A 21,293-nucleotide genomic window follows, 5' to 3' on the forward strand; every position below is an offset into this window, starting at 1 on the left:
ATAAAAACGTTGAACCGTGAGATTTATCGACTATTTGACAATAAGTTTGCTGGTTTTGGTTTTCCCATCCATAGAATTCAGTTTAAACAGATAAAGACCTTTACTTAAGTTCGTTAGATTTAGATTTATTTTTGAAAGGCTATTACCTGTTGGGATGTCTTTTACCAAGCGCCCTAAAACATTATAAAGTTGAATGGATTTTAAGTCGCTATTTTGAATGTTGGAAACCGTAACATGTCCTTTTGTTGGGTTCGGGAATATTTTAATGGTTTCAATAGGATGATGGCTAACAGTATTTAATGTTGAAGCATTATAAGTAAACGTTATAGTGCCCATTTTGTTCCCATTTATCGGTGCACCTGTTATTTTAAAAACACCTACACGTGGGTTGCTTACGGCATTAGCCGAGGTGTAATCGGTACCATCATCGGTACCCGCATCATAGGCAAAAACATCTAAGGTAAAACTGTCTTTCCAACCGTTGTTGACACTATTGTTTCCAGACCTTAAGTCGATGCTATTAACGGCAATAAACCAATCGGGACTTGGAGCCACCATGGAAACCAAAGTTATTAAAGGGAAGTTTTCGCTTACTTGTAAATTGTCAATAGAGAATGTACCAACAGCACCAGCTAAATTACCGGCATTTATCCACTGGTCTGCTTTGTTAGTAGAAATGGCGGTGTTAACTTCACTCATAAAATTGGTGTTGTTGCCTAATTCGGCCATATCTTTAATACCATCGGTGTTGGGAGAGACGACTCCTAATTCAAAAAACGCGTTAGCGGTATTATGGGTGGCACCAACAAGCTCCGACCAATGCGCATCTTCAGGAACCGAAGTATGGTCGGTCGCATTCCAAATAGTTGTAAGTGATATGCTGTAATCTGCAGTGCTTTGGCCAAAACCACTTACTGAAAGTATCAGTCCAAAAAATAAAGTTAAAGTAATGTTTTTCATCTGCTTATTTTTATTGTTTTACATCTAAAGAATTCTCAGATGGCTAAGACCCGAGAATAGTCTGTTTCAGAAAATTTTTTATTTAAGTCGACTGCTTTTGTGAATGCTTACAAAAAGTAATTTTGACTAATGACTAATGACTAATGACTAATGAGACTCTGAGTAACAAAAAATTACACAGAGAAATAAAATGTTCACATAAGTTTTTATAGAATTTATATTGACTTTTTCGCTTCAATCAAAAAAAGCCAAGTTGAGTTCATAAAATAATAGTATTTTTAGCATCGTATTTTAATCAACATAATGTCAAGCCAAATAAAGATAATAGAGTGTCCACGAGACGCTATGCAAGGCATCAAACAGTTTATTCCAACAGAGAAAAAGGTGCAATACATCCAGTCTTTATTGCGTGTTGGTTTTGACACGATTGATTTTGGAAGCTTTGTTTCGCCAAAAGCCATTCCGCAAATGGTTGATACTGCCGAGGTACTATCCATGCTGGATTTAAGCAATACAACAAGTAAATTACTTGCCATTATAGCAAATACTAGAGGTGCAGAAGACGCTTGTAAACATGCTGAAATAAATTATTTAGGCTATCCGTTTTCAATTTCAGAGAATTTTCAAATGCGAAATACGCACAAAACCATTGCGCAGTCAGTTGTAACGCTTTCCGAGATTTTGGAAATTGCCAACAAAGCCAATAAAGAAGTGGTTGTTTACATTTCTATGGGATTTGGTAATCCGTATGGAGATCCCTGGAATGTTGGTATAGTAGGCGAGTGGACCGAACGTTTAAGCAGTATGGGCGTTAAAATTTTATCGTTGAGTGATACGATAGGTAGCTCAAACCCGGAAAGCATTCAGTACCTGTTTTCAAATTTAATACCACAATATACCAATATAGAGTTTGGTGCCCATCTACACACCACGCCATCTACCTGGTTCGAAAAAGTAGATGCCGCTTACAAAGCAGGCTGTAAACGTTTTGATGGTGCTATTCAAGGTTATGGTGGTTGCCCCATGGCAAAGGATGAATTAACAGGTAATATGCCCACTGAAAAGTTGTTGTCGTACTTCACTTCCCAAAAAAACAACAGTCTAAATGCCCTGAGTTTTGAAAGTGCCCATAATGAAGCTACTAAGATTTTTACCGTTTATCATTAAGTTTAAGTTTTTAATAATCATATAGTTATAAAGTTAATTTAAATTTAATCTAAATAAACTTTGTGATTCTCATTTTGTATTTTATTTTTGCACGAGAATTAATTTATTATTTATATCAAGTCTAAATAAAGCAAAATGAAAAGAATCTTATCAATGGTAGCAGTAGCTGCGGCATTAATGACATCATGTTCAAATGATGATGACAACAATTCAAACCAAATAGAAACCCCTGCGACTTACGTTTTTACACGTGATGGGTCATCAACTGTTAGTTTTGGTGGTCAAACCACACGTATTACTATGGCTGGTGAATTGGTTTCGGCTTTAAAGGTTAATACAAACACAGCAGAACAGTTACAAGCGATGTTTGAACATGTTGAAGGAAATGATGATTTTTCTGAAGCAGACCTTAATGCATCTAATAAAAATGTACGAAGCAAAGTAGCTGCTTCTAAAGATTATTTTTCAGCTAACACGACGGTATCAAACGCTATCAAAGCAGATTTTGATGGTTGGATTGCAGAGCAAGCTAACACGGTATTTGTTAATTGGGACCTTGCTGCTACAGCTGGTTCAGCAGGTCAGATACAACAATTGGGTGGAGGTTCTATCCGTTATGTAAATGGGAAAGGATTGGAATTAAACCAAGCGGTTGCTAAAGGCCTTATCGGTGGTTTGATGGCAGACCAAATGCTTAACAACTATTTAAGTACATCAGTTTTAGATGAAGGCAGTAACATTGTAAATAATAATGACGATATTGTTGAAGCTGGGAAATCTTATACCACAATGGAACACAAATGGGATGAGGGGTATGGTTATTTATACGGTGCTGAAGAAGATCCAGCAGTTCCAACGTTGCAAGCCGATAGTTTTTTAAATAGCTATTTAAGACAGGTGGATGCAGATAGTGATTTTGCAGGAATTGCCGATGCAATATATGAAGCTTTTAAATTAGGTAGAGCAGCCATTGTAGCAAAAGAATACGATGTTCGTGATGCCCAAGTGCAAATTATAAGAGAGAACATTTCTAAAGTTATTGCAGTACGTGCTGTACATTATTTACAGGCAGGTAAAGCATCGTTAGCGGGTAACGATAACGCAAAAGCGTTTCATGAATTATCTGAAGGATTTGGTTTTATTTACAGTTTACAATTTACTAGAAAACCAAATACAGATGTTCCTTATTTTACGAATACCGAGGTGAATGCTTTTGTAGAGGATCTTATGGCTGGTAATGGCTTTTGGGATGTTGAAGCAGCAACTTTAGATGCCATATCTGCTGAAATAGCGACTGAATTTGGATTTACGGTTAATGCAGCTGCAAACTAAAGATATTATATTAGTTTCTAACATAAAGCAGATGGATTACTGTAATAATCCATCTGCTTATTTATATTTGCAAAATATTTAGATTAATTAAGTTATGATAAAGAAAATCGTTTCAGTAGTCGTTTTAACTATAGTAATGGTTGCCTGTAGTGGTTCCGATGATGGTGACAATAAAACGAAAGATAATTTTGATAGACAAACCATGCTTATTAACTGGGCAGATAATATCATTATTCCCGTTTTTCAGGATTTGAATACTAAGTTAGAAACTTTGGTTACTGCAAAAAACACATTTGTGGCTACACCAGATCAAACCAATTTAGACGCTTTTCGTACCGCATGGTTAAATGCTTATAAAGTATGGCAATATGCTGAAATGTTTAATATTGGTAAAGCTGAAGCCATAAACTACGCCTACCAAATGAATATTTACCCAACGACAGTGGCCGATGTTGAAGCCAACATAGCAAACGGTACTTATGACTTAACACACTCCAATAATAACGATGCTGTAGGATTTCCAGCATTAGACTATTTATTATATGGTGTCGCATCCGATGATGCTGCCATATTAGACATATATACTACAAACGCTAATGCTAGTGGCTATAAAACATATGTATCAGATTTGGTAGATCAAATGAAATCGCTCACACAAACGGTTTTGAACGATTGGACTTCGGGTTATAGAGATACGTTTATTAACAGCACTACAAATACCGCAACAAGTTCTACAAATAAATTAACAAACGATTTTATATTTTATTACGAAAAAGGGCTCCGTGCCAACAAAATAGGAATCCCAGCAGGGGTTTTTTCCACAAATCCGTTGCCTGATAAAGTAGAAGGGTATTACAATCAAGAAGTATCTAAAGATTTGGTTTTAGAAGCGATAAATGCAGTTCAGAATTTCTTTAACGGAAAAGCTTATAATACTTCTTCAACCTCAAATAGTTTTAAAGCTTATTTGGATTATTTGAATGTTACCATAGGTAGAGAAGATTTAAGTACTTTGATAAACAATCAATTAAATGTAGCTCGTACTAAAGTACAAGCTTTAGACGCTAATTTTTCAAACCAAGTGAATACCGATAATTCTAAAATGACCATGGCTTATGACGAGTTACAAAAAGTGGTTATACTATTAAAGGTTGATATGGTACAAGCTTTCAACATTAGTGTAGATTATGTCGATGCTGATGGCGATTAGTTATAATAATGGCGATTACTTATATTAAATAATAAAGCAACTAAAGATTCTCTAATTCGTTAGGGAATCTTTTCGTTTTTTATATGGATTTCAATCTCAAAACATACCTAAGTACAAAAACAGATGCAGCACCATTAGCTGTATTTCGTATGTTGTTTGGCATGATGATGTTGTTTAGCATCATTCGTTTTTGGGCTAATGGTTGGATTGAAACCTTATACATCAAACCTAAATTCCATTTTCCGTATTACGGTTTCGAATGGGTGAAACCTTTGGGAGAAGCCACCTATCTTATTTTTATAATTTGTGGGATTTCAGCCTTACTGGTCACTTTAGGTTTTAAATACAGACTAGCGATCATCGTTTTTTTTCTGAGTTTTACTTACATCGAACTCATGGATAAAGCCACGTATTTAAATCATTATTACTGTATAAGCCTCTTAAGTTTTTTAATGATTTTTTTACCGGCCAATGCCTATTTTTCAGTTGATAATCTGTTTAAAAGAACATCTTATAAAAGCGTTCCCAAATGGACTATAGACAGTGTAAAACTCCTTTTGGGCATTGTCTATTTTTATGCGGGTTTAGCTAAAATTAATTCCGATTGGTTATTAAAAGCCATGCCATTAAAAATATGGTTGCCATCTAAATACGATTTGCCTTTTATTGGTGAAAACCTCATGCAACAGGAATGGTTTCATTATGCCATGAGTTGGAGTGGGATGTTATACGATTTATCCATTCCGTTTTTACTAGTGTACAAAAGAACCCGATGGGTGGCGTTTGCCCTAGTCGTGTTTTTCCATGTGTTTACCCGAATACTGTTCCCAATAGGCATGTTTCCTTTTATCATGATTGTCTCGACACTTATTTTCTTTGATGCCAAGTTCCATCAAAAAATCATTTCAATTTTAAAAGGCATCCTCAAACCGTTCACAAGAGCATATAGAATAGATTATAAAGAAGCTTTTAGTTTCAGAAAACAACATATAGTATTACCTGTTTTAGCTGTGTTTTTTGCCATTCAAGTCGTATTTCCATTTCGCTACCTGTTATACCCTGGTGAGTTGTTTTGGACCGAAGAAGGGTATCGGTTTTCGTGGCGCGTCATGCTCATGGAAAAAATGGGTTATACCACCTTCACTATTAAGGATGCCAAAACAGGAAAAGCATTTGTAGTTAGAAATTCCGATTTTTTGACGTCATTTCAAGAAAAGCAGATGAGCTTTCAACCTGATTTTATATTGGATTACGCCCATTATTTAGGCGACCATTTTACATCACAAGGGCATAAAAACGTCCAAGTATTTGCTGAGAGTTATGTGGCATTAAACGGGCGGTTAAGTCAGCCATTTATCGATAAAACTGTCGATTTATATAAAGAAAAAGAATCATTCCAACATAAAACATGGGTTTTACCATTTAAAGATGACATTAAAGGATTTTAAATTAATTGTAATCCTATTTATAGGAATCCAGACATTTGCACAACATAAAGTTTCGGGAGTTGTTACTCATGCCAACAATCAATCCATTATAGAGGTTGAGGTTTACGATAAAGTTTCAGGATTGCTGACCAAAACAAATGCTTCTGGCTACTACGAATTTAACACCAACAAGGAACATATCACGTTGGTATTTTTCTCTTATGATTTTGATGTAGAAGAAGTCCCCGTAACCGTTTCAGGAGACACCGAAGTGAACGTGGCCCTAAAAAAGATGTCGGTAAACTTATCTGAAGTAGAGATTACCGCTAGAAAGGCAAAAGCGTTTGAACTGTCACGTTTAAAAGATGTTGAAGGTACAGCCATTTATGCAGGAAAAAAAACAGAAGTCATTTTGGTTGATCAATCTATGGCTAATTTGGCATCTAATAACGCACGCCAACTTTACAGTCAGGTAGCTGGGTTAAACATCTACCAAAACGACGATGCGGGTTTACAGTTGAATATTGGCGGTCGTGGTTTAGACCCCAACAGAACAGCCAATTTTAATACGCGCCAAAATGGGTATGATATCAGTGCCGATGTGTTGGGATACCCAGAAAGTTACTATACACCAGCTTCTGAAGGTTTAAAAGAAATACAAGTAATTCGTGGTGCCGCTTCGTTACAATACGGCACACAGTTTGGAGGTTTGATTAACTTTAAAATGAAAGAACCAAACCCCAACAAACCCATAGAATTAATCACAAGAAATACGTTGGGCAGTTTTGGCTTATATACCAACTTCACCAGTTTAAGCGGTACGAAAGATAAGTTTAGTTATTATACCTATTTCAATTATAAAACAGGTGATGGGTTTAGACCGAATTCAGAATTTGAGTCTAAGAACGTTTTTGCGCATGTGGGCTACCAGTTTAACGACAAAACCAAAATGACAGGCGACGTCACCTACATGCACTATTTGGCGCAGCAAGGCGGAGGACTAACCGATACGATGTTTGAAAATGACCCCTACCAAAGTAATCGTTCTAGAAACTGGTTTCAGGTAGATTGGTTATTATATAATGTAAAACTCGATCATAAATTTTCAGAACAAACCAATTTTACTTTTAATTTGTTTGGGTTGGATGCTTCAAGAAAAGCAGTAGGGTTTAGAGGGGATCCATATCCTTCAGGCATGAATAAGAATCCAATAGTTGTTGATGATCTAAAAGAATCAGATGGTAGTTATTTTTATAATCGAGATGTATTAATAGGAGATTTTAAAAACTGGGGTGCTGAAGCAAGGTTATTAACTAAATACAATTTGTTTGGTAATGAATCAGCTTTTTTAATTGGATCTAAGTATTATAATGCAAATAATAAAGGTATTCAGGGAGCTGGAGATAAGAGGGAGGAACCTAATTTTACAATTTATAATGAGGAGTATCCCGATTACCCGAATGTTTCAAGTTTTAAGTATCCAAATAGGAATTTAGCAGTTTTTGGAGAAAATATTTTTAGATTTTCCGATAAGTTTTCTGTTACACCAGGATTTAGATTTGAGTATATTAAAACAGAAAGTGAAGGAACATATTTTACTAAAAACTACGATAATGCAAATAACTTAATTTTTTCAGTTGAAAATGAAGATAATCGAGTGTTCGATAGATCGTTCGTGTTGTTAGGTATTGGTACAAGTTATAAGCCCAATTCTTTTGCAGAAATGTATGGAAATATATCTCAAAATTATCGTTCAGTAACATTTAACGATATTCGTTCGGTAAGCCCAACATTTATTATAGACGAAAATATTACTGACGAGGAAGGTTTTACTGTAGATGTAGGGGTAAGAGGAGAGCTTAAAAGTTCTGTTTCTTACGATTTTGGAGTTTTTGGTGTTGCCTATAATAACAGAATTGGGGATATTTTGGATAATAGAGCCAATAGGGTAAGAACTAATGTAGGGGATGCGTTTATTTATGGATTAGAAAGTTTTATAGACTGGAATGTTTTAGAGATATTTAAAAATTCGTCATCCAAATATAAGTTAAAATTAGGTCTAAATTTAGCCTATATAGAATCAGAATATACCAAGTCTTTAAAAAGTGGCATACAAGGAAATACTGTAGAGTTTATTCCTAAGCTTAATATGAAAACAATGTTAAAGTTTGGTTACAAAAATTTAATGGGAAGTATTCAATATTCATACTTATCAGAGCAATATACCGATGCTTTTAATTCTCTAAGTGCAGAAAATGGGGAACTACGAGAAGGTGTGGTAGGACAAATACCTAGTTATGATGTCTTGGATGTATCATTAGCTTACACATACAAACGTTTCAAACTGGAAACAGGAATTAATAACCTGTTAAATAACGCCTATTTTACAAGACGTGCCACGGGGTATCCAGGTCCAGGAATCATTCCATCGGAACCAAGAACTTGGTATGCGACATTACAAATTAAAATCTAATCGAAAAGAATTCTTCGAGGTTCTGCCTTAAAGATAGTATGCTTCAAGAAATATTGTTTAATCGATAATTGCAAATTGATAATTGATCATGTCAGACTGAGCGCAGTCGAAGTCCTATTACCAACATTGTTGATTATTTATTACTGTTTATTGTTGAATTGTTTAATCGGTAATTGTTAATTGCAAATTGATAATTGACCACGTCAGACTGAGCTCGTCGAAGTCCTTATTATTTATAAAGTTACAACAAGCTCCTGACATCTGATTATATTTGGATTTTTATCATGTACTAAACGATTTCTTTAGGTTTTATTTAACATTTATATATTAAACTTTCTAATGATAGTTAGGTCTAATGCATAAACCTAACTAAAAAACCACATTGAAAAAATTAGTAGTAGTACTGTCGTTATTTATTTCAACAACATCATTTGCACAAAAATTTACTTTAGAAGGCGTTGTTAAAGACCAAAACGCTCATGTTTTAGAAGGCGCTACGGTATATCTTCAAAGTATTAAAGACAGTATCCCCATATCTTATGGTATTACAAATAAAAATGGCGAGTTTTCATTACAGGTAAATACCGAGAACGATTCCAAGGCTATTTTCAATATTGCCTATATGGGTTATAAGCCATTTAAAAAGGATATCGATGTGCCTGCGGGCAAGCAACTAAACTTAGGAAGTCTGACGTTAGACGATCAGGTTGAAGAATTAAACGTGGTGTCCATCATCGGGAAAGCGCCCCCTATTTTAATTAAAAAAGACACGATAGAATATAATGCCGATAGTTTTAAAACCATGCCAAATGATAAGGTGGAGGATTTATTGAAAAAATTACCAGGGGTCGAAATAGATCTAGATGGCATCATTACGGTCAATGGGGTTGAAGTAGAGGCCATTAATGTCGATGGGATGCGGTTTTTTGGAGAAAAGAATGGTGCTATTGCTCTAAAAAACATTCCTAGTAATGCTGTTAGTAAAGTTCAGGTAACCGATTATAAAACGGATATGCAGAAATTTACAGGTGAAGAATCTGATTCCGGTACTAAAGAAATAAACCTGAAAATAAAGAAAGGACAAAATAAAGCCTATTTTGGAGATGTCAATTTGGGCTATGGCACCGATGAAAAATACCAAGCCAATGCCAACCTGTTTCAGCTTATTGATGGCAAGCAATTAGGCATTATTATGGGGACAAACAATATAAATATGTCCAAAGGATTTAATTCGTTGCCCGATGCCGATTCCAGTAATGGCTATATAGAATCCGATTTTTTAGGCGCTAATTTTTCTAAAGGAAAATGGAACGAAACCCGTGTAAATGCCGATTATAGGTACAGTAACCAAAGCACCGATAGGGCACAAAAAAGTTATACAGAGAATTTCCTGCCCGATTTAAATTATATAACCAATGCGACTAGTAGAGGTTTTAATGATTCTGATAGTCATGATGTGGGGTCGGATTTAAAATTTCTTATTAAACCCAAAAACAAAAGCTCTAGAAACCATGTGCAATTATCGAATGTCACCAATTTTAATAGCTCAAATAACGACTCTTTTTCAACGGTAGATCGAATTTCGGAATATGCCAATGGTGATTTAGTAGGTACCTATTTTTCTGAAAATAATTCGAGCAACTCAAGTTATAATTTTAACAACGATTTTAGTGTCACCTCAAGAGTCGGAAAAAAAAGAGATTACTTTAATATAGGGTTTAGTACCGCATTCGATAAACAAGATGCTGAAGGTTCAAACTATTCTAGAAATGATTTGGAAAGCAGCAACACCAGTGTTGTGCAAGACCAAATCTCAAATACCAATAATTCGGGAGCAAGAATAAATTTACATGCCAGATGGAGCAAAGAGTTATTGAACAATTTTAGAATCATACCAAGGTACAGTGCGACGGTAAACAGCCAAAAGGACGAAAAGTTTATTTACGATTTTGATGAAAATGATGCCGATTATACGAGTTTTAATGACCAAATAAGCGTAGATAGTCGATACATCGCTACTACCATTCGACCAACATTAGGACTGCGATACGATTACAAGGAATTTCGTTTTGAAGTGAATGGTTCTTACACCAATACGTTTAGAAATTATAAAGACCATATTATTAATGCACGTAATTTTAAAAATGCGTTTGAATATGTAACTTATTCGGGTAGAATACGTTATCGTGACGAAAAAGGCTATAAAAACATCACTTTGGATTACGACCAAAATGTTAACCTACCATCCATTAGCCAATTACAGCCCATTTCCGATGTTAGTAATATAACCAATATAAGAACTGGAAACCCTTTTTTAGAGCCAGCCGTAAGTCATGAGATTGATCTAAAATACCAAAATAATATTGCGTTTAATAATATTAATGTTACGGCAAATGCCAAGGCTGAATTTGTACAAGATAAAATTATTAATTCGACCATAACAGATTCAGATTTAGTACGCTATACAACCTACGAAAATATAAATGGCGATTATCGTGTTTCGGGAAATACGGCTATTTCAAAGTCATATTTCAGCAAAAAAAATAATTTCAATATCAATTTAAGGTTTCATGGTGATTATAGAAACATTAAATCCATTCAGAATGCTGTAAGATTCACAACAAAAACGCATACGCTTAGACCATCGCTGTCATTAAGTTATTCACATAACAAGAAAATAGATATAAGCACATCTTACAGTTATGCGATGACTCATACTAAATACGATACCAATACATATAACGATAACGATTATTTTGTACAGAATTTAAGATTGGAATCTTCTGTGTTTTTTCTAAAAGATGCCTTTTTTACTAATAAAGTATCGTACCGATATAACAGTAGGGTAGGTGATGATTTTGATGGTGCTGCTGTTTTTTGGAATGCAGGATTAGGCGTGCAGTTATGGGATAATAAAGCAACTTTAACAGCAGTTGGCTATGATATTTTAGGAAAAAATAATGGCTATAATAGGTCCGTTTCCGAAACGGCTATTCAAGATGTAGAGAATAAAATATTAGAACAATACTTCATGCTAACCTTTGTTTATAAATTTGGACGATTTGCAGGCCAAAACATGAATATGGGTGATAGATACCAAAACAGGTCCGGCGGCGGTTTTAGAAGACGTTAAGGTTGTTGGAAAAAATTAAACGAAATGAGATAAATTTGAATAGTATTTTCTTGTAGTTTTATGCAATGATGAGTTTTAGAATGTATTATTTTTTATTTCTACTTATTTCAAGTCTGTCTATGAATGCAAAGGAATGGAAAAGTTTAAGAATCTACCATAAAATCACCCATACGGAAAACCTGTTGCCTTCCGATTGGTTAAAATCCGATAGAATAAACAACACAGCTGTTTGGAGACTTGCCAATGCTTTTAATCTAGAAAACAATCTACCCCAAGAGTACACCACCATTGCAGAGCGTAAAGATTTTTACAAATGGGCAAATGCTGAAGTTGAAAAACAGGGGCACCAAGTTGTTTGGTTTAAAATGGTGCATTTTATTTCCAGCAAATTATACACCATGGAAACGTTTCCTAATGTTATTTTTGTGAATAAAAAGATGATGACCTATGCCAATAGTTGCAGCGAGTCGGTTTTTGAAAATTCATTCCCTGAAATAAATACCCTATTTAAATCAACAGCTATTCTAAATGGAGAAACTGGTTTACAATGGGATAAAGCTATTTTGTACAAAGAGCAGTATGTTTGGGTTAATGCTATTATTAATAACATTGATTCCCATAGTCTAAAAAAGATGGGAAATATTTTAAAAGGCAAGTGTTTGTATGGAATATTTATCCCAAAAGCGATTCGATTTACAGGTGATTTAACCAACAAAGACATGCGGTATGAGTACGCTTTAAACACACTCAGGGGGTATTTTGAAAATACCAACCGATAATTTGTTGTTGTTATGAACTCATCTTGACTTTTTGTTTTTAACCGAACCTGCCTGCCGGCAGGCAGGAATGAGATAAAATTTGTACAGATGAGGCGCTTCTTGCAAGGCATAGCATCGCTACGCATAAAAATAGTAAAGAAATATGGATAAATTTTAGCCATTTTTTAGGAAATAGAGAAAGTCAAGATAAGTTCACTTATTCTTTTGGTTTTACGCAATTCAAACAGAAAAAAATGTGTATATTTGCACGCAATTATAATCATAATTGCACCATGACTGCACATCAAAATAAAATTCTAGGAGAAGGGTTAACCTATGATGACGTTCTACTAGTTCCAGCATATTCAGAAGTACTTCCACGCGAAGTTAATATTCAAACAAAGTTTACACGCAACATTACCATAAATGTGCCTATTATTTCGGCAGCTATGGATACCGTTACCGAAAGCAAAATGGCTATAGCCATGGCGCAAGAAGGCGGTATTGGTGTATTGCACAAAAATATGACTATTGAAGCACAAGCTTTAAAAGTTAGAAAAGTAAAACGTGCCGAAAGCGGTATGATTATAGACCCAGTAACGTTGCCACTTACGGCCATAGTGAACGATGCAAAAAAAGCGATGGCTGAATACGGTATTGGTGGTATTCCTATTGTAGATGAAGATGGAACGCTAAAAGGGATTGTAACCAACCGAGATTTACGTTTTGAGCACGATAAAAAACGCCCCATAGTTGAGGTCATGACTAGTGAAAACTTAGTAACTGCTGCCGTTGGAACCTCTTTAAAAGATGCCGAAAAAATACTTCAACAACATAAAATCGAAAAACTGCTTATTGTTGACGACCATTACAAACTATCGGGTTTAATTACGTTTAGGGATATCACAAAATTGAGTCAAAAGCCTATGGCTAATAAAGACCAGTATGGACGTTTACGTGTTGCTGCAGCTATTGGCGTTACGGGCGATGCGATTGATAGAGCCGAAGCTTTGGTAAATGCAGGCGTCGATGCGGTGGTAATTGATACCGCTCACGGGCATACCAAAGGTGTGGTTGGTGTACTAAAAGGCATTAAAGCGAAGTTTCCGAATTTAGATGTAATTGTTGGTAACATTGCTACGGGAGCAGCAGCGAAATATTTAGTAGAAGCAGGAGCCGATGCCGTGAAAGTTGGTATTGGTCCGGGATCTATTTGTACAACACGTGTGGTTGCAGGTGTTGGTTTTCCTCAGTTTTCAGCAGTTTTAGAAGTCGCTGCAGCTATAAAAGGCACAGGCGTTCCGGTAATTGCCGATGGTGGAATTCGTTACACAGGTGATATCCCTAAAGCCATTGCAGCAGGTGCAGACACGGTGATGTTAGGGTCGCTATTAGCAGGAACTAAAGAATCGCCAGGTGAGACTATTATTTATGAAGGCAGAAAGTTTAAATCATATCGTGGGATGGGGTCTGTGGAAGCGATGAAAGAAGGGAGTAAAGACCGTTATTTTCAAGACGTTGAAGACGATATTAAAAAATTAGTACCAGAAGGTATTGTAGGTCGTGTGCCTTATAAAGGTGATTTATATGAAAGCATCCATCAGTTTATTGGTGGTTTGCGTGCAGGTATGGGCTATTGCGGAGCTAAAGATATTGCGACTTTAAAAGAAACAGGTCAGTTTGTAAAAATTACGGCGAGTGGTATTAATGAAAGTCACCCGCATGATGTAACCATTACCAAAGAATCGCCTAATTATTCCAGATAGGTTTAGGTTTATTGATAAAATTAAAAGGGCTTTAGTAGACATATTAAAGCCTTTTTTTTTGGGATAGTTCCGCTTTGAAATTGTTGCATATGTACCAATTAAACCAAACTAAAAGCTAAATTCGACTAACTTTTAGAAGGTTAAATTTGCCTTTCGAACCTTGCTGCGATGATACTGATTATGAATATCTGTATAAAGTGATACAACATAAGTGGAAGCAATATAATACCTGCAGATGCCGTATTTTGAAATAGTATTTTAGAAAAAACGGTACCATGTACTAATGATTTTTTGGTGCCGCAAAATTGTGCTGTGATGCGATCCTCTAAAGTAAAACCTAAATATTTTGCAATCTGTTTAATAATCAAAAAGACGACCACAAATAACCCAATAACAGCAGTTAAAATGAGTAGTAAATCGGAAAAGTTAACTGAGTTAAAAACATGTTCTGTGAACGATTCAGCAAAACTTTTGTAAATGATAAGTAAGATGATAGCCTTATCAAATAAGGTGAGATATCGTAGATGTTTCCTAACAAAATCGCCTAAATAGCGTTGTAAATACATCCCAATAATTACTGGTAATAAAATTTCGGTAAGTAGTTTTAAGTAAATGCTTCCTAAGTTGAAATCAGTGGTGGTTTCTTGTAAAAATAGTCCCATCCATAGAGGAGTAATAATAATTCCAATAAGTCCAGAAATACTAGCGTTAAATATAGCAGCCGGAATATTTCCCTTTGCAATGGACACCATAACTACAGATGATGACACTGTTGAAGGAAGCGCTGCCAAAAACATAAACGCCAACCAAATTGTATGGTTGCTTTCGTTAGATATAAGCGGATAAAATCCCATAACAAGTATTGGAAATAAAATAAAGCTTGATGATTGCACCAAGAGATGCAATCTCCAGTTTTTTAAACCTATTCTTATCTTTTCCGGGCTTATCTTTAACCCATAAAAAAAGAAAATTAATGATACCCCAATACTTCCAATAAGGCTTAAGGGAACTGGGCTATTTTTACTGCCCCAGTTGGGAAAAAAATAAGCCGTAATAACAATGGCTATTATAGCCAGGACAAATCCGTCTAGTTTTATTTTCAAAAGCTCTTGATGTTTTTAATGACAAGTTTAGGTAACTAAATTTTCAAGACTACAAAGCTACACATATTGACTTGCTCTTTTAGGTTCTGAAAATTTTGCCGCAAATTCGCAGATTACCTAAAATGATAAAAATTTGCGAATTTGCGGTAAAATTTCACCGATTAATTTCGCAAACTAACCTTGCAGATTAGTCTGCAAACAAAACTATGGACTTCAAGTCCATGGTTTATTTTTAGCCATAAACCTGTCCTCTATGTGGTTTTAAAGCATCTCGAATGGGTTTCATGTTTGCTTCATCTACAACCAAATATGCGAGGGCATGCACATTGCTTATAGTTTCAAAGCCTGTAATTGTGATGTCCAATTTTTCTAGTTGGATGTATTCTTTTAAATGAATTTCATGATGTTGTGCAATTTTAATGGCATCTGGACCATGAAAATCCCATATTAGCTTTAATTTCCGCATAGTATTATAATAAAAAACAATATTGAAAGGTAAAAAAATATACTGAACTCGTATAAACTTTTTTGATTGAAGCGAAAATTAGTCATTTAGTACTCGGTTGAAGGCTTTTTTGAGTTGTATAGCAAGGCTACGGAAGGAAGAAAAGACTAAAAGCGAGTGCAAATGGGCAATTTTTTTAGCCAATTATGAAAAGTTTATACGAGTTCACTGCTTAAAAATGAAATTTTTTTATGTTTTTAATCGTTTTTAAAAGCAACTTGCATTATAGCTTTATATTGCTATTTTTGTGCTATCATAATAAATTTTATTCAAATGAACTTTAAGTATTTATTTATTTTAATTTTTTCAGTATTTATTACAAATGTTAACGGTCAATCTGCTAATAAAGACATATTGTTTAGTATTGATGATGAACCCGTTTATGTTTCAGAATTTTTAAGGGTTTATAATAAAAATTTAGATTTAGTTCAAGATGAATCCCAAAAAGATGTAGATGAGTATCTGTCGCTTTTTACCAACTACAAACTCAAGTTAAAAGAAGCAAAAGCTTTAGAACTTCAAGAGAAGCCAACATACATACGCGAGTTGGACAGTTACAAGAAGCAATTAGCAAAAAGTTTTATTACAGATGCCAAAGTAACCGATGCTTTGGTGGAAGAAGCATACGAGCGTATTTCTAATGATGTAAAAGCATCACATATTTTAATAAAGATTCCAGAAGACGCGAACCCTAACGATACGTTGACAGCTTATAATTCGATTTTAAACTTGCGTAATAGAGCTTTAAAAGAAGGGTTTGATAAAGTAAGACAAGAAGTGCATAATGGACAAACGGTTTATGGAGAAGATTTAGGCTATTTTTCAGGTTTTAGAATGGTTTATCCGTTTGAAAATGCTGCGTTCAATACCAAAGTTGGCGATATATCACAACCGTTTAGAACTCGGTTTGGGTATCATATTGTATATGTACAAGACAAAAGAAAATCTAGAGGCGAACGTACGGTGGCACACATTATGGTTGTAGAAAAACCGGGCGATTCCTTAGCTGAAAAGCCAGAAAATAGAATCCAGGATATTTATAAAAAGCTAAAACAAGGTGAAGATTTTGAAGCTTTGGCAAAACAATTTTCAGATGATACAAATTCAGCACCAAACGGTGGTATGTTGGCGCCATTTTCTAGCGGACAAATAAACTCCAACGAGTTTGAAGGTGCTGCTTTTGGTTTAAATGAAATAGGCGAGGTGTCCGAGCCTTTTAAAACGCAATACGGGTGGCATATTGTAAAATTGTATGGCAAAAAGCCAATTGCGTCTTTTGAAGATATGAAATCGGAATTGGAGCAAAAAGTAAAACGTGATGAGCGTTCTAAATTAATAGATGAAGCTTTATATACTAAGCTTAAAACAAAATACAATATTCCAGAGGAACAACCTGCGTTAACGTATTTTACATCTATTTTAAATACCGATTATTTTAAAAGTACTTGGCAACTTCCTAAAGATTTTACTGCCGATAAACCACTGGTTAAAATAGGAAACAAGCAATTAACATATAAAGATTTTGGCGATTATTTAGTTTCGGTGCAACGTAATACTGCTGCAAAGACCGATTTTAAAACCTTGGCTTCAAAACATTATAACGCGTTTTTAAATACGAATTTAGTAACATATCAAGAAGATAATCTTGAAAACGAAAACGAAGAATACGCCCATGTGGTCGCCGAATATAGAGATGGATTGTTATTGTTCGATTTAATGGAAACCACCATTTGGAATACGGCTAAAACCGATTCTTTAGAAATTCAGGATTACTACAACTCAAATAAAAATAAATACCTAACACCAAAACGTGTAGATGCCGTCGTAGCTTCTTCAAAAGATCAAAAAACGTTAAAAAAAGTAGGAAAACTGTTAAAAAAGGGGATGGCATTACAACAAATTAAAGCACTTGTAAATAGTAATGATAAAATAGACGTTATCTTTACAGTAGATACCATGGATGTCAACCATCAAGCATTACCAAAAGGTTTTGAGTTTAAAGAAGGAATATCTAAAATATACAATCATAATAATGCTTTTGTTTTGGTTCAAGTAAAAGAGGTGCTGCCGGAAACCCAAAAAACATTAGAAGAAGCTAAAGGTTTGGTGATAAGCGATTATCAAGCCTATAAAGAAGAGAAATGGCTAAAAGAACTCGCAGAAAAATATAAAATAGTAATAAACCAAGAGGCTTTAAAAAATGTAAAGTCCCAAATAAAAAACCAATAGGTGCAAGATAAAATCATCATATTTTTTCTCTTAATATTAGTAACCTCGTGCGACTTTTTTAAGAAAACAGACGACAGGGTTGCTGTTGCAAGGGTTAACGATACCTATTTGTATTATGATGATATTAAAGATTTAGTTTCTGAAGGCACTTCCAAAGAAGATAGTATGCTGTTGGTTCAAAACTTTATTAAGCGTTGGGCTACTCAGCAGTTGTTTGTAGATGGAGCCAAAGTTAATTTAAGCGAATCTAAACAAGCAGAATTTAATAAGCTGGTAGAACAGTATAAAACCGATTTATACACCAAAGCATATATTGAGGCCTTAGTAAAAAGGGATATGAATACGGTGGTTACTAAGCAAGAAGCCGAAGCTTATTACAATGAAAATAAAGATATATTTAAGTTAAATGAAGAATTACTTAAGTTTAGGTACATTCATTTGGACGAGAACATCAACAACTACAACGCAATTGTAGAAAAATTTAAACGCTTCAATTCCAAAGACAAAAAAGACTTAGAAGCTATTTCCATACAGTTTAAATCGTACTCGTTGAACGATACCATCTGGATTAAGGTCAACCAAGTAATTAGCAAAATTCCTGCTATTACCCTTGAAAATAAAGATCAACTGTTAAAAAAATCTAATTTTGTACAACTCAAAGATTCATTAGGAGTATATTTGATGCAAATTAACAACGTTTTGCTGCGAAATGATACGGCGCCTTTAGAGTACGTAAGGCCAACTATAGATCAGATTGTTGTTAATAAAAGAAAGCTGGAACTTATTAGAGAATTAGAAAAAGACATTACTAAAGATGCTATTAAAAATAAACAATTTGAAATTTACAAATAATTTGAAACAACTCGTTTTTTTATTCATAACCCTACTCATAGTAAATAATATATCTGCACAAGAAGTAATAAACGACGAGAAAGTACAGGAAACACCTAAAAAAGTAGATTCAACGAGTACCCAAAATGCTAAAAAAGTTGATGGCGTTGCAGCCGTTGTGGGTGATTATATTATTTTAGATTCAGATGTAGATAAAGCCTATTTGCAATTACAAGCGCAAGGTGTTAACACGACCGATATAAAACCATGTGAATTATTTGGGAAATTATTAGAAGACAAATTGTATGCACATCAAGCGATACAAGATAGTATTCAAGTTTCTGACTCCGAAATAAGAAAGAATGTAGATTACCAAATCGAACAATTCTTGGCACAAACGAATGGCTCTATGGAAAAGCTTTTAGAGTTTTATAAAAAGGACGATGAAAAAGCGTTTAGAGACGAGATGTTCGAAATTAATAAAAGCAATCAATTAGCAGCTAAAATGCAGGCCAAAATTGTTGAGGAAATTGAAATAACGCCTGAAGAAGTACGCGCATTTTTCGAAAAAATCCCTAAAGACGAACGTCCAACATTTGGAACCGAATTAAAAGTAGCCCAAATAGTTGCAGAACCTAAAATATCAGAAGAAGAAAAACAACGCGTTATTAATAGGTTAAAGGAGTTTAAAGCTGATATTATTGAAAACGGAGCTAGTTTCCGTTCTAAAGCCATACTGTATTCCGAAGACCCTGGGTCGGCAAGTAAAGGTGGAAAATATACCTTGAACAGAAAACAACCACGAATGGTTAAAGAGTTTAGGCAAGTAGCGTTTTCACTTCAAGAAGGTGAAATATCTGAACCTTTTGAAACCGATTTTGGATATCATATCATTCAATGTGAAAAAATTAGAGGACAAGAATACGATGTAGCCCACATCTTATTATCACCAAAAGTATCTGCCGAAGCTGTAAAAGAAGCAAAAGAGCGTTTAGAAAACGTAAGACAGCGTATTGTCGAGGGTAAAATATCGTTTGCCGATGCTGCAAGGGAAGCCAGTGATGAAAAAGAAACACGTGGCGATGGCGGGCAATTGATAAACCCAACCACCCAAGATTATAATTTTGAGTTAACCAGAATGGAACCGGAGTTATATTCACAAATCCAAAACTTAAAAGACGGTGAAGTTAGTTTGGTATTAAAAGAAGAAGACCGAACCGGTAAAATCAAGTTTAAAATTTTAATGGTCACTGATAGAATAGACGAGCACGAAGCAGATTATGCACGCGATTATTTAAAAATTAAGCAACTGGCTTTAGATGAAAAAAAGATAAAAGCAATTGCAAAATGGCAGGAAGAAAAGATTTTAGATACTTATATAAAAATTAGTGGAGAATATAGAAATTGTAAATTTTCCAGCAACTGGTTAAAAAAGTAATAATATGTCTGATGTAGCTGCTATCGAACAATTTGTAAAACGATATAAAGATTTAAAAACAGAAATTGCCAAAGTTATTGTTGGTCAAGATGAGGTTGTAAATCAAATATTAATTTCTATTTTTTCTGGCGGACATTCATTACTTATTGGTGTGCCCGGTTTAGCAAAAACCTTGATGGTAAACACCATTGCACAAGCCTTAGGGCTGGAGTTTAAGCGCATTCAATTCACACCCGATTTAATGCCGAGTGATATTCTGGGCAGTGAAATTTTAGACGAAGACCGCCATTTTAAATTTATAAAAGGCCCCATCTTTTCTAATATTATTTTGGCAGATGAGATTAACAGAACACCTCCAAAAACACAAGCAGCTTTATTGGAAGCCATGCAAGAACGTGCAGTAACGGTAGCTGGACATCATTATAAATTGGAGTTACCCTATTTTGTATTGGCCACCCAAAATCCTATTGAGCAAGAAGGCACGTATCCATTACCAGAAGCACAATTAGACCGTTTTATGTTTGCTATTAATTTGGATTACCCTTCTTTTAAAGAAGAAGTTGAGGTTGTAAAAGCAACCACTTCAGACAATCAAGCAAAAGTGAATGCCCTTTTTTCAGCAAAAGAAATAACAGACTTTCAGCATTTAATAAGACGTATACCAGTAGCAGATAATGTTGTTGAATACGCAGTAACTATGGTTGGTAAAACTAGACCAAATGGCGACACTGCTAGTGAGCTAGTTAAAAATTATATCGATTGGGGAGCAGGCCCCAGAGCTTCACAAAACTTAATATTGGCAGCTAAAACACATGCTGCCATACAAGGTAAATTCTCTCCCGATATAGAAAATGTTCAAGCCGTAGCCCTTAGTATTTTAAGACATAGGATTATTAAAAATTATAAAGCCGAAGCTGAAGGTATTACCGAAACACAAATTATTAAGAGTCTATTTTAAAAT

15 protein-coding genes are annotated in these 21,293 nt (G+C 34.8%); 12 read left to right on the forward strand and 3 right to left on the reverse strand.

Annotation, left to right across the window (positions count from 1 at the left end; translation table 11 throughout):
- Window positions 1–30: 30 nt before the first annotated feature.
- Entirely contained in the window at window positions 31–960 is a 930-nt protein-coding gene (locus CJ739_RS14155) for a T9SS type A sorting domain-containing protein (RefSeq protein WP_117176442.1), read from the reverse strand.
- A gap of 303 nt (window positions 961–1,263) precedes the next feature.
- On the opposite strand from CJ739_RS14155, the gene CJ739_RS14160 reads away from it, so the two are divergent.
- The 8 genes from CJ739_RS14160 (at window position 1,264) to guaB (ending at window position 14,226) form a co-directional block, all read left to right on the forward strand.
- Window positions 1,264–2,127 carry a hydroxymethylglutaryl-CoA lyase gene (locus CJ739_RS14160; protein ID WP_117176444.1) on the forward strand — a complete coding sequence of 288 codons (864 nt, stop codon included), beginning with the start codon at window positions 1,264–1,266 and terminating at the stop codon, window positions 2,125–2,127.
- 135 nt (window positions 2,128–2,262) lie between these two features.
- Window positions 2,263–3,459, forward strand: coding sequence for a DUF4856 domain-containing protein (locus CJ739_RS14165; RefSeq protein ID WP_117176446.1), 1,197 nt, complete (start codon window positions 2,263–2,265; stop codon window positions 3,457–3,459).
- A 94-nt stretch (window positions 3,460–3,553) separates the two neighbouring features.
- Complete coding sequence (locus tag CJ739_RS14170; RefSeq protein WP_117176448.1) at window positions 3,554–4,669, forward strand: imelysin family protein; 1,116 nt, start codon at window positions 3,554–3,556, stop codon at window positions 4,667–4,669.
- 83 nt (window positions 4,670–4,752) lie between these two features.
- Window positions 4,753–6,117, forward strand: coding sequence for an HTTM domain-containing protein (locus CJ739_RS14175; RefSeq protein WP_117176450.1), 1,365 nt, complete (start codon window positions 4,753–4,755; stop codon window positions 6,115–6,117).
- Window positions 6,098–8,569 (forward strand): TonB-dependent receptor domain-containing protein, encoded by a 2,472-nt coding sequence (locus CJ739_RS14180; RefSeq protein ID WP_117176452.1) that lies wholly within the window; start codon window positions 6,098–6,100, stop codon window positions 8,567–8,569. Before CJ739_RS14175 ends, CJ739_RS14180 begins: the two co-directional genes overlap by 20 nt.
- Before the next feature lie 382 nt (window positions 8,570–8,951).
- Complete coding sequence (locus tag CJ739_RS14185; protein ID WP_117176454.1) at window positions 8,952–11,702, forward strand: outer membrane beta-barrel protein; 2,751 nt, start codon at window positions 8,952–8,954, stop codon at window positions 11,700–11,702.
- Window positions 11,703–11,821: 119 nt separating this feature from the next.
- Window positions 11,822–12,481: an Insecticidal toxin complex protein gene (locus tag CJ739_RS14190; protein ID WP_117176456.1), complete on the forward strand. Its 660-nt coding sequence runs from the start codon at window positions 11,822–11,824 to the stop codon at window positions 12,479–12,481.
- 272 nt (window positions 12,482–12,753) lie between these two features.
- A complete protein-coding gene (gene guaB, locus CJ739_RS14195; RefSeq protein WP_117176458.1) occupies window positions 12,754–14,226 on the forward strand; it encodes an IMP dehydrogenase in 1,473 nt (490 codons plus the stop codon).
- Between the two features lie 140 nt (window positions 14,227–14,366).
- On the opposite strand, the gene CJ739_RS14200 is transcribed toward guaB, so the two are convergent.
- Together CJ739_RS14200 and CJ739_RS14205 are read right to left on the reverse strand one after the other, a co-directional pair.
- Window positions 14,367–15,329 carry a bile acid:sodium symporter family protein gene (locus tag CJ739_RS14200; protein ID WP_117176460.1) on the reverse strand — a complete coding sequence of 321 codons (963 nt, stop codon included), beginning with the start codon at window positions 15,327–15,329 and terminating at the stop codon, window positions 14,367–14,369.
- 232 nt (window positions 15,330–15,561) lie between these two features.
- The gene (locus tag CJ739_RS14205) at window positions 15,562–15,795 is read right to left on the reverse strand and encodes a hypothetical protein (protein WP_117176462.1); all 234 of its coding nucleotides are present in this window, start codon (window positions 15,793–15,795) and stop codon (window positions 15,562–15,564) included.
- 312 nt (window positions 15,796–16,107) lie between these two features.
- On the opposite strand from CJ739_RS14205, the gene CJ739_RS14210 reads away from it, so the two are divergent.
- From CJ739_RS14210 to CJ739_RS14225, 4 genes are read left to right on the forward strand one after another with little or no spacing between them, the layout of a single operon-like run.
- A complete protein-coding gene (locus CJ739_RS14210) occupies window positions 16,108–18,063 on the forward strand; it encodes a peptidylprolyl isomerase (protein ID WP_117176464.1) in 1,956 nt (651 codons plus the stop codon).
- Window positions 18,064–18,915, forward strand: a complete 852-nt coding sequence (locus CJ739_RS14215) for a peptidyl-prolyl cis-trans isomerase (protein WP_236951511.1) — start codon at window positions 18,064–18,066, stop codon at window positions 18,913–18,915. It abuts the gene before it with no gap.
- Window positions 18,878–20,332 carry a peptidylprolyl isomerase gene (locus CJ739_RS14220; protein WP_117176466.1) on the forward strand — a complete coding sequence of 485 codons (1,455 nt, stop codon included), beginning with the start codon at window positions 18,878–18,880 and terminating at the stop codon, window positions 20,330–20,332. Before CJ739_RS14215 ends, CJ739_RS14220 begins: the two co-directional genes overlap by 38 nt.
- Window positions 20,333–20,336: 4 nt before the next feature.
- Window positions 20,337–21,290 carry an AAA family ATPase gene (locus CJ739_RS14225; RefSeq protein ID WP_117176468.1) on the forward strand — a complete coding sequence of 318 codons (954 nt, stop codon included), beginning with the start codon at window positions 20,337–20,339 and terminating at the stop codon, window positions 21,288–21,290.
- The last annotated feature ends 3 nt before the right edge of the window (window positions 21,291–21,293 follow it).

This window comes from Mariniflexile sp. TRM1-10, from assembly GCF_003425985.1.
Classification (GTDB): Bacteria; Bacteroidota; Bacteroidia; order Flavobacteriales; family Flavobacteriaceae; genus Mariniflexile.